General features: G+C 46.1%; 16 protein-coding genes. 6 read left to right on the forward strand and 10 right to left on the reverse strand.

Going from position 1 to position 15,206, the window contains the following annotated elements:
* The first annotated feature begins 85 nt into the window (after positions 1-85).
* Positions 86-1,525, forward strand: a complete 1,440-nt coding sequence (gene pyk, locus BKB51_RS17510; RefSeq protein ID WP_085902413.1) for a pyruvate kinase — start codon at positions 86-88, stop codon at positions 1,523-1,525.
* 98 nt (positions 1,526-1,623) lie between these two features.
* Here pyk and BKB51_RS17515 read toward each other — a convergent pair whose 3' ends face one another.
* Positions 1,624-2,484, reverse strand: a complete 861-nt coding sequence (locus BKB51_RS17515) for an MBL fold metallo-hydrolase (protein ID WP_085902414.1) — start codon at positions 2,482-2,484, stop codon at positions 1,624-1,626.
* Between the two features lie 364 nt (positions 2,485-2,848).
* Here BKB51_RS17515 and BKB51_RS17520 point away from each other — a divergent pair, with 364 nt between their 5' ends.
* Positions 2,849-4,066: a sensor histidine kinase gene (locus BKB51_RS17520; RefSeq protein ID WP_085902415.1), complete on the forward strand. Its 1,218-nt coding sequence runs from the start codon at positions 2,849-2,851 to the stop codon at positions 4,064-4,066.
* A gap of 2 nt (positions 4,067-4,068) precedes the next feature.
* Here the strand turns inward: BKB51_RS17520 and BKB51_RS20775 are convergent, their stop codons facing one another.
* Positions 4,069-4,245 carry a hypothetical protein gene (locus BKB51_RS20775; protein WP_158090272.1) on the reverse strand — a complete coding sequence of 59 codons (177 nt, stop codon included), beginning with the start codon at positions 4,243-4,245 and terminating at the stop codon, positions 4,069-4,071.
* A 297-nt stretch (positions 4,246-4,542) separates the two neighbouring features.
* Between BKB51_RS20775 and BKB51_RS17525 the strand changes: the two genes are divergently transcribed.
* Together BKB51_RS17525 and BKB51_RS17530 are read left to right on the forward strand one after the other, a co-directional pair.
* Positions 4,543-4,995, forward strand: a complete 453-nt coding sequence (locus BKB51_RS17525) for an Hsp20 family protein (RefSeq protein WP_085902416.1) — start codon at positions 4,543-4,545, stop codon at positions 4,993-4,995.
* Positions 4,996-5,123: 128 nt separating this feature from the next.
* Positions 5,124-5,342: a DUF1150 family protein gene (locus BKB51_RS17530; RefSeq protein WP_085902417.1), complete on the forward strand. Its 219-nt coding sequence runs from the start codon at positions 5,124-5,126 to the stop codon at positions 5,340-5,342.
* A 76-nt stretch (positions 5,343-5,418) separates the two neighbouring features.
* On the opposite strand, the gene ptsN is transcribed toward BKB51_RS17530, so the two are convergent.
* From ptsN to BKB51_RS17570, 8 genes are all read right to left on the reverse strand, one after another.
* Positions 5,419-5,883: a PTS IIA-like nitrogen regulatory protein PtsN gene (gene ptsN, locus BKB51_RS17535; RefSeq protein WP_085902418.1), complete on the reverse strand. Its 465-nt coding sequence runs from the start codon at positions 5,881-5,883 to the stop codon at positions 5,419-5,421.
* A 27-nt stretch (positions 5,884-5,910) separates the two neighbouring features.
* On the reverse strand, positions 5,911-6,480 hold the full coding sequence (gene hpf / locus BKB51_RS17540) for a ribosome hibernation-promoting factor, HPF/YfiA family (protein ID WP_085902419.1): 570 nt from the start codon (positions 6,478-6,480) through the stop codon (positions 5,911-5,913).
* 207 nt (positions 6,481-6,687) lie between these two features.
* Positions 6,688-8,217, reverse strand: a complete 1,530-nt coding sequence (gene rpoN / locus BKB51_RS17545) for an RNA polymerase factor sigma-54 (RefSeq protein ID WP_085902420.1) — start codon at positions 8,215-8,217, stop codon at positions 6,688-6,690.
* An 11-nt stretch (positions 8,218-8,228) separates the two neighbouring features.
* On the reverse strand, positions 8,229-9,014 hold the full coding sequence (gene lptB, locus BKB51_RS17550) for an LPS export ABC transporter ATP-binding protein (protein ID WP_085902421.1): 786 nt from the start codon (positions 9,012-9,014) through the stop codon (positions 8,229-8,231).
* Positions 9,011-9,823 (reverse strand): LptA/OstA family protein, encoded by an 813-nt coding sequence (locus BKB51_RS17555; RefSeq protein WP_085902422.1) that lies wholly within the window; start codon positions 9,821-9,823, stop codon positions 9,011-9,013. Before BKB51_RS17555 ends, lptB begins: the two co-directional genes overlap by 4 nt.
* A complete protein-coding gene (lptC, locus tag BKB51_RS17560; RefSeq protein WP_085902423.1) occupies positions 9,820-10,524 on the reverse strand; it encodes an LPS export ABC transporter periplasmic protein LptC in 705 nt (234 codons plus the stop codon). Before lptC ends, BKB51_RS17555 begins: the two co-directional genes overlap by 4 nt.
* A gap of 14 nt (positions 10,525-10,538) precedes the next feature.
* Positions 10,539-11,543: a KpsF/GutQ family sugar-phosphate isomerase gene (locus BKB51_RS17565; protein ID WP_085902424.1), complete on the reverse strand. Its 1,005-nt coding sequence runs from the start codon at positions 11,541-11,543 to the stop codon at positions 10,539-10,541.
* A 198-nt stretch (positions 11,544-11,741) separates the two neighbouring features.
* Positions 11,742-12,365, reverse strand: coding sequence for a ribonuclease D (locus BKB51_RS17570; RefSeq protein ID WP_085902425.1), 624 nt, complete (start codon positions 12,363-12,365; stop codon positions 11,742-11,744).
* A 255-nt stretch (positions 12,366-12,620) separates the two neighbouring features.
* Here BKB51_RS17570 and BKB51_RS17575 point away from each other — a divergent pair, with 255 nt between their 5' ends.
* Both BKB51_RS17575 and BKB51_RS17580 read left to right on the forward strand, forming a co-directional pair.
* A complete protein-coding gene (locus BKB51_RS17575; protein ID WP_085902426.1) occupies positions 12,621-13,550 on the forward strand; it encodes a complex I NDUFA9 subunit family protein in 930 nt (309 codons plus the stop codon).
* Between the two features lie 224 nt (positions 13,551-13,774).
* Positions 13,775-15,202 carry an NAD(P)-dependent oxidoreductase gene (locus tag BKB51_RS17580; protein ID WP_085902427.1) on the forward strand — a complete coding sequence of 476 codons (1,428 nt, stop codon included), beginning with the start codon at positions 13,775-13,777 and terminating at the stop codon, positions 15,200-15,202.
* Positions 15,203-15,206 lie beyond the last annotated feature (4 nt).

Raw genomic sequence — 15,206 nt, forward strand, 5'->3', positions numbered from 1 at the left:
GAGCCAAGCTTTTGTAATAGAAAACTGATAAGACAGATAAAACAGGATATAATCCTGAAATAAACATACTGAAAAGGTTCCTGAAATGAAACGTAAGCGTCTTTGTAAGATTGTAGCGACACTTGGCCCGGCCAGTTCGGATAAGGAGACTATTACGGCGCTGTTCGAAGCTGGTGTTGATACTTTCCGTCTTAATTTCAGCCATGGAACCCACGAAGATCATAAAGAGCGTTATGACCTGATCCGTGAAGTTGAAAAAGAAGCAGGGCGTCCAATTGCGGTTTTGATGGATCTGCAAGGACCAAAATTACGTGTGGGACGCTTTGTTAATGATTCTGCTGAATTGGTAAATGGAACTACATTCAAGCTGGATATGAAAGATGAGCTTGGGGATGCAACCCGGGCAACTCTACCACACAAAGAAATTTTTGATGCGCTTGAGGTCGGAACTGATCTATTGCTGGATGACGGGCGGATACGACTACGTGTGACGGGTATAAGCGGAACAGAAGCCACAACTGAAGTTGTGGTTGGTGGTGTGTTGTCAAACAACAAGGGCGTAAATGTCCCTGGTGTTGTTCTGCCACTGTCAGCGCTTACGGAAAAAGATTTGTTGGATATGGAGTTCGGTCTCGAACTCGGCTGTGACTGGTGTGCTTTGTCATTTGTTCAGCGTCCTGAAGACGTGATGGAAGCGCGAAAGCTTGTTAACGGGCGTGCTGGTGTTATGGCCAAATTGGAGAAGCCATCGGCTATTGAGCAGCTTGAAGCTATTGTCGAACTGACAGATGCGGTTATGGTTGCGCGTGGTGATCTGGGTGTAGAATTACCACCGGAAAACGTGCCTGTTTTACAAAAACGCATTATTGGAACCTGCCGCGAGCATGGGAAGCCTGTGATTGTGGCGACACAGATGCTGGAAACAATGGTTTCCGCTCCAACGCCGACGCGAGCAGAAGCATCTGATGTTGCCACAGCTGTTTATGACGGTGCTGATGCTGTGATGTTGTCTGCTGAATCAGCTAGTGGTGCCTATCCTTTTGAAGCTGTGACGATGATGAACCGTATTATCGAAACCATCGAACAGGATCCGCTCTACCTCAAGCTGGTGCATGCGGATGAAGTTTTACCTAAACCAACAGAAGCTGACGCGATTAGTGATGCAGCGCGCCATGTGGCAGATTTGGTTGACGCAAAAGCAATTGTCACCTTTACGACAACTGGTAGTACAGCGTTCCGGGCTGCGCGTGGACGCCCTAATACACCGTTGCTTGGTTTGACACCTGATTTGCGGGTAGCAAGAAAGATGGCCTTGGTCTGGGGTGTCCATTCTGTGAATACACGTGATGTGAGCAGTTTTGGTGAGATGGTTGGTAAATCAACTCGTATCGCTCGCAGAGAAGGTTTCTGCGAAAACGGTGACAAAGTTGTCGTAACTGCGGGGGTTCCTTTTGGTACGCCAGGTGCAACAAATAATCTTCGCATCGCAACGGTTGGACAGCATGAAAAGCCTGATCCAATTTAATAATTTTGATTTTAAACTGGTAATAAAAAAGCAGCCAAATGGCTGCTTTTTTATTACGGATCTGATCTTACGTTTGAGCTGAGCAGAATTCATGCCGGTTAAAGTTTGTTTAGGGGAATTTTTAAATACCTGTCTCCGTCTTCTTCTTTTGGAGGGAGATCACCAGCACGCATGTTTACTTGGATCGAAGGGATTAAAAGCGCTGGCATGGCGAGCTGTTTGTCCCGATCGGTACGCATCTTGATAAAGTCGTCTCTCGTGACACCTTTGTGCGCATGCAGGTTGTTATCACGTTGTTCTTTGACGGTGCTCTCCCAGGCAATTTGACGGCCATTGGGGGCATAATCGTGACAGGTATAAAGTTTTGTATTTTCGTCGAGAGATAAAATCTTTTCGATTGAATCATATAGCTGTCCAGCGTCTCCCCCCGGAAAATCCGTTCGGGCGGTGCCAAAGTCAGGCATGAAAAGTGTATCCCCTACAAAGGCATTCCCATCTATCAGGTAGGTAACACAGGCCGGCGTGTGTCCGGGGGTGTGAATGACTTTACAAACCGTTTCGCCAAGCAAAAATTCTTCACTATCTTCAAATAGGTGGTCAAACTGTTGGCCGTCGGTATTGAAATTTGATTCGGCGTTATAGATTGTTTTAAATGTTTTTTGAATTTCAGGGATGTGATTACCTACAGCTGTTTTCCCGCCCACACTTTTTTTAATAAACGGGGCGGCGCTTAAGTGATCAGCGTGTACATGGGTTTCAAGAATCCACTGGCAAGTAAGGTCTTGTTCACTGAGGAGATCAATGATCTTCTGCGCGCTTTCTGTAGAGGTTCGTCCTGAGCTGGCATCAAAATCAAGAGCAGAATCTATCACGGCACATTTCTTGGTTTTTATATCCCAGACAAGATAGGAAATTGTATTGCTTGCGTCGTGAAAGAAAGCTTCAATTTTTACTGTCATGCCGATCTCCATTTTTTAGAAAGGATACACTTTCTTTTATAAGATAGGGAGTTTTGTTCGTATGGGTAGTGCTTTGTCTATCTTGTAAACTCTTTGGCAATTATCCAAAATCTGTGAATAGTGTTGCCAATGTGTGGACTTGGTATTTCTCTTTAAAATAATTTTGAAACAACAATTGCCTATAGATAGTTGTTTGAGACGTTTTAAATTCTAGCGTGAACAGCAAAATTGTATGTTTTTAAAAAAAGCACTGATTTTTAATGGTTTTATAACTCTAAGTCCCTATTGTTGTTTTCCTAGGTTAATTAGCTTGTTGTCCGTAGGATTCGGATAACAAGTCGTTTTGTGGTTCAGGAAGACCTTGTTGTTACATCAAGATATTAAACAGTCGCGAATTGTCATCGTTGGTGATGACGAAGCTTTTTGCAAAGATGTTAGCATTGCGCTTAACGATGCTGGTTTCTCGAAGGTTGTCGTGACTGAAATATTTGATCTTGAGGCCAAAAACAAACCAGATCTTTTGCTATTCTCATCAAAGGTATTGAATCAAGCCCTGGCTCAAAAGCTTGATCAGTTTAAGGCTTTGTCTTGGGCACAGCGATGCCCGTTTATGTGTATTGCCAGTGATGATCAAGTGGCTTTTGAGCAAGAGACAATTTCGTTATTTGATGACTTTATTGTGTTTCCGCGGGATATTGATCGTCTCGGACTGACCTGTAAAACATTACTAAGTATTTCTAAAGACAGGGCAAGGCTGGAAGCTGAGCTTGCGAAAAAGACGCAGAAGGCTGATCTTGCGCTTGTTTTGTTGAAGCAGGCTGAGCGAAAAATCTTACAACAAAATCCAGAGCTTCCAGACGAGACAAAAGAGAATAACAATATTATCGCTGATATGAGCCATGAGTTACGTACGCCGTTGAATGCAATTCTAGGTTTTTCTGAAATCATGAAGCAGGAACGATTTGGGTCTCTTGGACATGAAAAGTATCTTGGTTATGCTGATGATATTCATAACGCCAGCAGGCATTTATTGGGTATTGTGAATGATGTTCTGGATCTGGCCAAAACTGAATCAAGCGAAGAGAACTTGGTCATAACAGAAGTGTCTGCACGTGATGCAGTGAATGAAACATTGCGTTTGATGGCTTTGCTCGCGGAGGAATCCGGGATTGAGCTCTCGGCAAATATTCCTGATGAGTTTCCTGATCTCAAAACAGACGAGCGTCGCTTTAAGCAAGTGTTGACCAATCTGGTCTCAAATGCGCTCAAGTTTACCCGCAGAGGGGGGCGTGTCAGTGTCGAGGGGCAGTACGATACAGAAAACGGCGCTGTTTTGATGGTAATACGGGACAATGGCATCGGTATGTCATCAGAAGAGCTTGCTTTGGCTTTATCGCCTTATGGGCAGGTTCTGGATGCTCAAACACATACGCACATTAGAGGGACAGGGCTTGGACTGCCCGTTTCCAAGCGCTCAATTGAAGCCTTGGGCGGGGACTTCTCAATTACTAGTGAGCCCGGGTTAGGAACAGCGATAACTCTCAGATTTCCGTCTGACTTGGTTGTGAAGAATAACAGCTAGCCTTAATGTTCTTTTGTGTCTTGTCTACGAGACATTTTGCTTTGCCGTTTGTGGCGTTTTGCTTCTTCCAACCTTCTTTTTTCATTTTGCTCAGCTTTAGCTTGAGCAATCGAACGTAAAGGCTTGGCTAAATAGGGACTTGAGGCAACTGACAACGAGCTTTTCATCATGTTATCCACAGAGTTTTCCACAAGATGTGGTGTTGAGCATGTATAGCTATACACAATTTACAGTGATTTGGAAAGAAATTAAATCTTGGGTAGCTGAACGGTTGTGAATAAAAATCTGTGGATGTTATTGTACGTGCGGTGAGTATAAAATATCTGGATTAGGGGGCGTTGACCTTGACCTGTGCGGGTATAGCCCCCAAATATGTGTCACTGTGGTGCTGCTTGAGGTGGGTCACGTGGTTAACTTATCGGTCGCCATTTGGGACCAAACTTATGAATGAGCCTTGCTTTTTCGAGGAGGTATAATTGTCGAGATTATCTTTATTTAATAGCCCGCTTATGCTTGGCTTCGAACAATTTGAGCAAGCTGTTGATATGATTTCTAAAACAGCGTCAGATGGCTATCCCCCGTACAATGTTGAAAAAGTGAGCGAGAACAAAATACGTATTACGCTCGCTGTGGCAGGTTTTTCGCAAGAAGACATGCAGGTTCAGATCGAAAACAATCAGCTTGTTATCAAGGGTAAGGCTAAGTCAGATGATGATAAAGAATACCTTCACCGTGGTATCGCTGCCCGACAGTTCAGGCGCGCGTTTGTTCTGGCCGAAGGGATCGAAGTTTTAGATGCAAAGCTTGAAAACGGCCTTTTGCATGTGGATTTGGAACAGCCGCTGCAAAATATAGCTATTCGTAGTATTGAGATTCAAACAAGTAATGAAAAGTCTTCGGCAACTGTGATTGAAGACAAACAAAGCTGATTCCAGAAAATAATAAGGCCGTAAGAAATATTACTGATTGATGGTTCCTTAAGAATAGGGAACTATACTAACTATAAATTTTACAGTTCACCTAAATGGACTGTAGCTGTTGAAGCTGGAAAAGAGTGATGATGATTAAGCAAGTTATATCAGAATTGATGACAGATCAGGACATGACCGCATTAGGCTTGGAAATTGTGGCCTATGTGAAGCCTGTGGACGTAGATGGTGATGCTTGCTTTGGTATTTACGCAGCAGACGGAACAGAAATAACAGTTGTCAGTGACCGTGATGTAGCTTTTGCTGCAGTACGCCAACAGGATCTTGAGCCGTTAAGCGTTCACTGATTAACCAGACACAATGACGCAAAAAAGGCTCCGAATTTCGGAGCCTTTTTTATTTTGGTTGGAACGTTTATCCCTTTCAGGCCGCATGACTCGTGGCTGTCGCACTTAAGAGTGCGTATATGCCATCATTGCTTTCTGTTCCCCGAAGCTTTTCACAGGTAGAGGCATTCCGTAGAAAGCGCGATACGCGTGCAAGGGCTTTGAGGTGGTCAGCACCAGCAGTTTCCGGAGCCAGAAGAAGGCAGATAAGATCTACGGGCTGCTCGTCAATCGAATCGAAATCGATTGGACGCTCCAGTTTAACGAAGAATCCGTAGAGTCTATCTAGGTTTGGGAGCTTGCCATGCGGGATAGCAATGCCCTGACCAATACCTGTTGTGCCGAGTTTCTCTCTTTCGATGAGAACTTCGAAAATATCTCGTTCTTCTGTTCCGGTGATCTCAGATGCACGTTTTGCAACTTCCTGAAGGAATTGCTTTTTACTGTTGACTTTCATATCAGCAGCAACGGCATCTGGGCCGATAAGGTCGGTTAATTCCATTACATGTAGTCTTTGGTTATTTACGTCTTAGCTCTTTGATGGGTCAACCCACCCGATGTTTCCATCCGCTCGACGGTAGATCATATTCAGACCACCGTGTTTGCTGTTACGGAACATCATGGCTGGAAGGTCTTCCAGATCCATACGCATCACAGCCAAACCGGCTGTTAATGTTGGAATTTCAGTTGCCATCTCAGCGACAATCAAGGGGCTGTCTTCGACTTCCTCTTTATGATCATCTTTTTCTTCTTCGCCTGACAGGATGTAATGCTGAGCATGAGTGGCTTCTTTGCCACCTTCAGCGTGATCATCACGAAGTTTGCGTTTATGGCGGCGCAGACGTTTTGATAAACGTTCAGCAGCCAGATCAAATGCAGGATAAGGTTCTCCTGCCTCGCCATTTGCTTCCAGGCGAATGTTTTTACCGACATGTGCAACCACAGTGGCGCGGTAAAGGTAGGCGTTTTTGGACATAGTGACATTTACATCAATGGCGTCACCAAAATATTTATCCAAAGTAGCGGAAAGGTTATTTTCTATATGAGTGCGCAGCGCGTCGCCAACGTCGAGCTGCTTGCCTTTAACGGAAAGCTGCATGTGAACAAATTCTCTGAATTGTTAAGGGGGTTAGCGTAATGGCCATATGTGCCAGTCAAGCCCCGCTATCTGGGGCGGCACCATAGTGACGTCGTTTATCGGAGTCAAGGATAGTAGGTCGAACCATGTTTTCCTCCCGTAGTGATACACGACATAAGCAGTATACATAGTCTTTTGGAATAAGTCGATTTTGTTACGTGAAAAAAATTAAAAAGAGAACTTTTTTTCACGTCTTCTTTGCACCGAAGAAGGGATTCCCAAGGCTTCACGATATTTTGCGACAGTACGTCGCGCAATATCGATTCCTTCGGCTTTAAGTTTGGTGACCAAGGCATCGTCAGACAGGATTTTCTTGGGATCTTCCTGATCAATAAGGTTTTTAATACGGTCTCTTACAGCTTCAGATGAATGCGCGTCCCCATCTCCTCCGCTAATGGAAGAGGTGAAAAAGTATTTCATTTCAAAGGTGCCGCGTGGAGTGACCATATACTTGTTAGAGGTAACACGACTGACCGTTGACTCATGCATTTCAATGACTTCGGCAATGTCCTTGAGTGTCAGAGGTTTCAAAGCCTGTACACCCTTTTGCAGAAAACCATCTTGTTGACGTACAATTTCTGTTGCGACCTTGAGGACTGTCGTTGCCCGTTGATGAAGAGCCTTGATCAGCCAGTTTGCCGATTGTAGTTGTTCGGATATATAGGATTTATCCTCTTTTGTGCGGGCCAGATCTGAAACGGTTCCATGATACTTGTTGTTAATCAGAACTTTGGGAAGGGCATCGTTGTTGAGTTCTATGCGCCATCCCCCAGCATTGTCCGATTTAATAATGACCTCTGGGATTACGGTTTCGACATCACTGGTGTCAAAGGTCGCTGCAGGGCGCGGATTAAGAGCGCGAATTTCCGCGATCATGTCCGTTATGTCTTCTTCATCGACTCCGCAAACTTGTTTCAAGCTTTTCAAGTCACGCTTGGCAAGAAGTTCAAGATTATCAAGGAGCGCTTGTATCGCCGGATCCAGACGGTTCTGTTCAGCGAGTTGTATTGCAAGGCATTCGCCTAGATCGCGAGCACAGATGCCGACGGGGTCAAAGGATTGCAGTGTTTTTAGGACAGCCTCAACTAGGTCCAAGGGACACCCTAGTTGATCCGCAAGTTCATCAAGCGGAGCTTTCATATAGCCAGCTTCATCAACGTGATCAATAAGGTGAACACCGATTAATCGTTCAGTTGGCTCATCGACTTCCATTTGCAACTGTTCGCGAAGATGATCGCGAAGTGTAATTGTGTCTCGTAATCTATTTTCCAGTGAATATTCTGCGTCGTCAAAGCGCGTATTCCCACCTGCACCCCAGCTGGAAAATGCTGTGTCCTGATCATTCCACTGGTTATCCGGGCTGCTGTCATAATAGTTATCAAAATCATTGTCCAGTGGGGCCTGGTTATTATCAGGTAGAGTGTCGGCGTTAGATAATTCCAGAGAGTCTGGTTGCTGGTTTTCGTTATCAGAGGGGGATGCTGCGGCGGAATGGATGTCACTGGAATCGGTGTCGGCGAGAGCTGTATTTTGGGTGCCGTCATCCTTATCTAGAAGAGGGTTCTGTTCGACCTCTTGCTGGACGTAGTCTGCGAGCTCTAAGTTTGACAATTGCAGCAGTTTGATTGCCTGTTGCAATTGCGGGGTCATAACGAGGCTTTGACTCTGCCTCAGCTCTAGTCTTTGCGAAATTGCCATAGGTATAACCCTTAAAGGCTAAACCTTTCTCCTAAGTAAACGCGACGAACATCATCATTGTTTACGATTTCGCCAGGTGTACCTTCCATAAGCACCATGCCATCGTGAATAATGTATGCTCTATCAACGATATCAAGTGTTTCACGAACGTTGTGGTCGGTAATCAGTACGCCAATCCCACGGTCTTTCAGGTGCATGACGAGGTCGCGAATATCACCAACGGCGATAGGGTCGATGCCAGCTAAGGGTTCATCCAATAAAATAAAACTTGGATCAGATGCAAGTGCGCGAGCAATCTCTACACGTCTTCTTTCTCCGCCTGACAAGGCAATGGCGGGGGTGTTTCGTAGATGCGTGATTGAGAATTCCGCAAGCAGGCTATCCAGCTTTGCTTCTCTTTTGCTGCGAACTGATTCAACAACTTCCAGAACACCGCGAATGTTTTGTTCAACCGTTAAGCCTCTGAAGATAGAGGCTTCCTGTGGGAGGTAACCAATACCCATACGCGATCTGCGATACATGGGAAGATCTGTAATATCTTGATTATCCAGAGTAACCCAACCGGAATCAGGAGAGAGCAGGCCTGTAATAATATAAAAACTGGTCGTTTTCCCCGCGCCATTGGGGCCGAGCAATCCAACAACTTCCCCACGTTGAACGCGCATTGTAACGGCGCGCAGAACGGGGCGCTTTTTAAAGCTTTTCCCGATGTTTGTTGCCATTAGACCCTGATTGTCGGCAACAAGTGATGGTTTTGTGCTGCTTTCCTGGTTCGCAGATTGTTGCTTGTCGGTCATGGTTTTTTCTTTTTGCTTGATGGCAGGATGAGACCTTGAACAGGTTTGCCGCTTTTGCTGACCAGTTTACTAACGCCAGTTGCCAGATTGAACTGTGCTTCGTCCCCATTCATTTGGTTTTCACCCTGAGTTATTTTTACGTTCCCAATAAGATTGGCTAACTCTCGTTTAACAAAATAGATACCTTTGTCTCCGGTAGCATACTCTGTTTTTGTGGCAACCCGAACATCACCATGCGCGTCAATGCGCTCTATTTCCAATTTGTTCTCTGCATCACGAACAAAATGGGCCGTCAAAACGTTACCATGTACGCGCTTGTCTTCACGAATGGCGATTGCATTTCCCCGCGCTACAGCGAGTTGCTTGGTTTCCCAGTATTCAAGGCTATCGCGGGCGGTAATTGTATCTGCGCCACTAACCATCCGAAGGTTCTGACCTGTTAGGACCATAACTTGTTTGTCGATATCGTAGACACCGTTGTCGCCATAGGCTGTTTCACCGGGTGAGACAATTTTGACATTACCAACTGCGTCAACACGGTAAATCTCTGTGCCGCCTTCAACACCTTCTCGGTAGTGAGCAATGAGTTGATCGCCAAAGACTTCCAGCTCGCCTTGTGCGGCGCGGGCATTACCACTCGCAACGTATTGTTTCAGATCCCTTCGCCATTCAATGCCTTCGTCGGCATTAATTTCGAGGGGGACATTGCTGTCACCTAAACCTTCTGTCACGCCTTGGCTTAAAGCGAGTTTGCCCTGTGCCATTGCCATGCTGAAGATCAAGACCAACGTTGCTACTAGACGGTTCATTGTTTCAGGGCCTCCTGAGCCCCAGGAAGGATGATCAGCTTACTTTTACCGGTAAAGGTTATACGTTTTCCGCGATCTGTAATGACAAAGCCTTCTGAATTTATTGTTCCGGCTGGTCCATGGCCCTGTACAGACATTTGTCCGTAAGCAGACCCGGCCCTAGCGTCAAACATGGCTTCTTCTGTCACGATTTCAAAACCTTGATCCTGAAAAATATTCACGTTGCCATTTAGATTGAGGTATTTCGCATCTCTGTCATACACACCTGATTTTGCAGAAAGGGCAAGCCAGGTGCCATCTTCCAGTGTGATATCTGCTTTGGGGAGTGTTAGAAATATTTCGTTTTCACGTTCACTGGACTGTTCTGCGAGATCAGCAATAATAGTGTAGGGCTGATTTTTCTCGTCAAGACCCAGGTACTTGGGATTCAGGGCGCTTAATTTATCAGGAGTGCTTGATTCCAAGATGCTGTTACCAATGGCAGTACCTTCGGTAATCACTTGCTCTTCAAGTTGAGGCCAGACAATAACCAGCAGGATCAAGACGACGGCAAAAAAGGGAAGTGTTACTTTCGCGATGCTGACAAAAACACTGTAAGCGTTACCGCCAGAAAACCGAGGTGGTTTTACTGGTGTTGCCAACTCGGGTTGGCTTTGGGGGGCTGCGCTGTTCTCTTTGTCGGATCTGGCGGGGGAGTTCATGCTGTTTCGCAGCCTCAGGCTATCCCTGCGCGGAGGCAGTCGTGAATGTGGATGATGCCAACGGGCACATCGTCTTCGGTGACAAATAAACTAGTGATGGAGCGTTCGTTCATCTGCCCCAATGCTTCCGCAGCGAGAGCCGAGGGGCGGATGGTGCGGGGGGCTGGAGTCATAACGCTCTCTGCGCTCATGGATAACAGGTCCGTGTCCATGTGCCGTCTCAGATCGCCATCTGTAACAATGCCTGCGAGTTTGCCATTCTTATTTGTAACGCCAATGCATCCAAATGAACGCTGTGTCATGATTAGAATGGTTTCTGTCATAGACGTACTTCCGGCACACAAAGGGAGCTCTTCATTGTGCATGATGTCGGATACTTTTAAGAGCTGGTTACCAAGTGCGCCGCCAGGGTGAAATACTTTAAAATCATGTGGCTGGAAATTTTTTTGTTCCATTAGTGCAACTGCGAGAGCATCACCTAGTGCGAGAGACATTGTTGTTGATGTTGTCGGGGCCAGGCCATGAGGGCAGGCTTCCGGAAGCGATGGTAGGATAAGCGCGACATCTGCAGCTTCAGCCAGAGCGGAATTTTTCTTGCTGGTCATGGCGATGAGAGGGATGCCAAAGCGTCTTGTGTAGGTAATAAGGTCGCTGAGTTCTGAAGTATTCCCGGAATTCGACATGGCCAAGACGGCGTCGCTACGAGTGATCATACCGAGGTCGCCGTGACTGGCTTCTCCCGGGTGAACGCAATAGGCTGGCGTTCCTGTGGACGCCATGCTAGCTGCGATCTTTTTGGCGATATGACCGCTTTTTCCCATGCCAGATATAATGACGCGACCAGTTACACATGTCAGGATGTTTAGAGCATCGACAAAGCTACCGTTCAGTTCAGCACTTAGTTGTTGAAGGCCTTTTGCTTCTAAATCAAGAACTCGTCGAGCTGTTTCTATTGCTTGTGTCGCATTGGCTGGTGTTGTTGTCATTTCCGGCTCAGAATTATGAACTGCGTTCGCCATTTTTTAGATTTTTATCCCATTTCCCGGATCTATGTTCCGGGTAAAATACAAACTGGCACTAATGGTGCATGTCATACTCAATTGGTACACGTTATTTGCTAGGAAGTAAAACCGGCACTTTAAAAAAAGTGCCGTAAAATTTACAGCAAAACTCATAATGAAAATGTAGTTTAAAAATGGCGTGAAGATGGCGCGTGTTTATGAATGCGCGAAAATGTCCGTTTCATCCCATCCGGCGATATCCAGCTTTGCTCTCCAGGGGAGGAAGTCAAAGCAGGCCTTTGCCATTTCGCTGCGACCTTCTCTAGCAAGTCGTTCATCCAAAATCTTTACCATGCGATGCAGGTAGAGCACATCGGAAGCAGCGTAACGAAGTTGATCTTCGCTTAGATCCGGGGATCCCCAATCTGAGGACTGCTGCTGTTTTGAGATATCAACGCTCAAAAGCTCTCTGCACAATTCTTTGAGGCCGTGACGATCAGTGTAGGTTCGGATTAGTTTCGATGCGATCTTTGTGCAGTACACAGGATTACAAGTCACGCCGAGATAGCGTTCGATCGCTGCAAGGTCAAAACGGGCAAAGTGGAAAATTTTAGTTACATCTTGATTTGTGAACAGTGCTCTCAGGTTTGGAGCATCAAAGTTACCGTCTTTAAACTGAACTAAATGGCAAACGCCATCGCCTGCAGAAAGCTGGATGAGGCATAGGCGATCCCTGAAAAGATTAAGGCCCATGGTTTCTGAATCAACAGCCACGGACGTGCCGAAATCGATACCGTCTGGCAAGTCTGTCTGGTGAAGGTGAATTTTTACGTCGCTCACAATGTGGCTCCTGATTTATCTGTGCTCTCCAAACCTGAAACCTCTGGCGGGTGGTTTGGTAATAAGATGAATAGTCTGACAGTAAGACGGATAGTCTAATAATAAAACGTCGACTTTGTGTTAATCTCGGCATTCTCGCCGCAAAGCTGTTTCTGTCAAGGACGATTGATAATTTCTGTGGTTGGTTGATGTTGTTTATTCAGGCATCGTGTTGTTTGGCAATCTAATAATCAAGTGCGAAGAGAGGTGGCGAAAATGAATGCTTCAAAGGTGGTGACTATTTTTGGTGGTTCCGGTTTTTTGGGGCGTTATGTCGTTTCCAGGTTTGCGAAAGCCGGTTGGCATGTGCGGATCGCCGTGCGTGATCGTGTGCAATCATCGTTCCTGACGTGCTGCGGTGATGTGGGAAGTGTGACGCCTGTTCTTGTCAATGTGGGGGATAGGGCTTCGGTTGAGCGCGTAATTTGTGGTTCTTCCGCGGTTGTTAATTTGATAGGCATTTTATTTGAGGGCGGGAAGCAGCGTTTCGATTATTTGCATAGTAAATTGCCGGGCATGATTGCTGATGTTGCGCAATCGAATGATGTCTCTGCATTTGTTCAGGTTTCTGCTATCGGTGCAGATGTTTCATCTCCTTCTGCTTATGGGCGCAGTAAAGGGGAGGGAGAGGCCTCGGTTTGGGAGGCGTTTCCGACTGCGAGTCTTTTGAGGCCGAGCATTGTCTTTGGGCCGGAGGATGATTTTTTTAATCGTTTTGCCCGGATGTCCGCTGTTAGTCCCTTTTTGCCTTTGGTGGGTGGTGGTCAAGCAAGGTTTCAGCCCGTTTATGTTGGGGATGTGGCTGAGGCTGTCTTGAAGTGCGTCCAGCGACCTGATGAATATGGGGGAAAAGTATATGAGCTTGGAGGTCCTCGGGTTCTGTCTTTCCGGGATTGTTTGGATCTTTTGCAAGAATATACCGGGCGTTCTCGCCCTTACCTTACCTTGCCGTTTCCTGTCGCTTATTTACAGGCTATTTTTATGGAACTCATGCCCCAACCGCCTTTGACGCGAGATCAATTGAAGATGCTCAAAAAGGACAATGTGGTTGCTGACTCTGCTCTTGGTTTTGGTGAGTTGAGGATCTCTCCGGTTGATGTGGAAATTGTATTGCCGACCTATTTAAGGGCGTATTCAGAGAGGTGATTGTTATTTAGTCCCAAATCGGAACTATATTTTTCTTTTGATGAAGTTTTCGTTGTGTTTTTGGTAGTGTTTTGTTGTGAAATTTGACAAATAGGTCAAATATAGTTACCTATATTGTCTATTGATCATTGTTATGATTTACGGGTGCGGCCCAAAGTCCAATGAAGTAGCCAGCAAGCTTCTGTAAATAAAAAGAAAATAGTTGCCCGATTAGGAGAGAGATAATGTCCGAAAAGATGCTGAAATTTGTTCAGCAAGGCAGAGAGATGCCTGAAAAAAGATCTGCAGATCAGCGGAATGAGGATTTTCGCGAGATATACGATTCTTTTTCAGATGCTGCTGCGCAAATTCAGGCAAGCCGCTGTTCCCAGTGCGGTGTTCCCTTTTGCCAGATACATTGTCCTGTCTCTAATAATATTCCAGATTGGCTGATGCTCACAGCCAATGGTCGTTTGGAAGAAGCCTATGAAGTTTCTCAGGCGACAAATAATTTTCCGGAAATCTGCGGGCGTATTTGCCCTCAGGACAGGTTGTGTGAAGGTTCTTGCGTTATTCAACAGTCGGGGCATGAAACCGTTACGATTGGTGCTGTAGAGAAATACATAACAGATACGGCTTGGGATAACGGCTGGGTTCAGCCTGTTGTACCTGTGGGAGAACGTGCCGAAAGCGTTGGTATCATCGGCGCTGGCCCTGGTGGGTTAGCTGCTGCGGAACAGTTGCGACGCAAAGGATATGATGTCCATGTCTATGATCGCTATGATCGTGCCGGTGGACTTTTATCTTATGGTATACCCGGATTTAAGCTGGAAAAATACGTTGTCGATCGTCGCATAAAGCTACTGGAAGACGCAGGGATCGTATTTCATCTTGGTGTTGATATCGGTGGAACAACGACCTTTGCCGAAATAAGAGAGCAGTATGATGCCCTTTTGATCGCCACGGGGGTTTATCAAGCCCGGGATCTTCGCCTCCCCGGTAGCGAACTTGGGAACATTCTACCGGCACTTTATTATCTCACAGAAGCAAACCGCAACGATCTAGGCATGAAGTCTGATCATATGAGTGATGGTCTGAATGCCAAGGACAAAGATGTTGTTGTTATTGGTGGCGGTGATACGGCGATGGATTGTGTTCGGACAGCTGTTCGCCAGGGAGCAAAATCAGTTAAATGTCTTTATCGGCGCGACAAAGAAAATATGCCGGGTTCAGAGCGTGAAGTGAAAAATGCCGAAGAAGAAGGCGTCGAATTTGTATGGTTATCATCGCCGGATGCTTTTGTCGGAGAAGAAAACGTTCGTGAAGTGCTCGTATCTAAAGTGCATCTCGGGATGCCAGATTCCTCTGGCCGACAGGTTCCGCAGATTGTGCCTGACTCTCGCGAAGCTATCCCTGCTGATCTGGTTATCAAGGCTCTTGGGTTCTCGCCAGAGAACTTGCCTAAGTTGTTTAATGAACAAGGGTTAGAGGTCAGTAGTTACGGCACACTAAGGGTCGATAACACGACGATGATGACAGCATTGGATGGCGTCTTTGCCGCTGGTGATATTGTTCGTGGTGCGTCCTTGGTGGTTTGGGCGATCAAGGATGCTCGTGATGCCGCTGATCAAATACATACATATATTGAGCGCAGAAAAACTGCAGCCGCCTGAGGAG

Source organism: Kiloniella majae (assembly GCF_002118315.1).
Lineage (GTDB): Bacteria > Pseudomonadota > Alphaproteobacteria > Kiloniellales > Kiloniellaceae > Kiloniella > Kiloniella majae.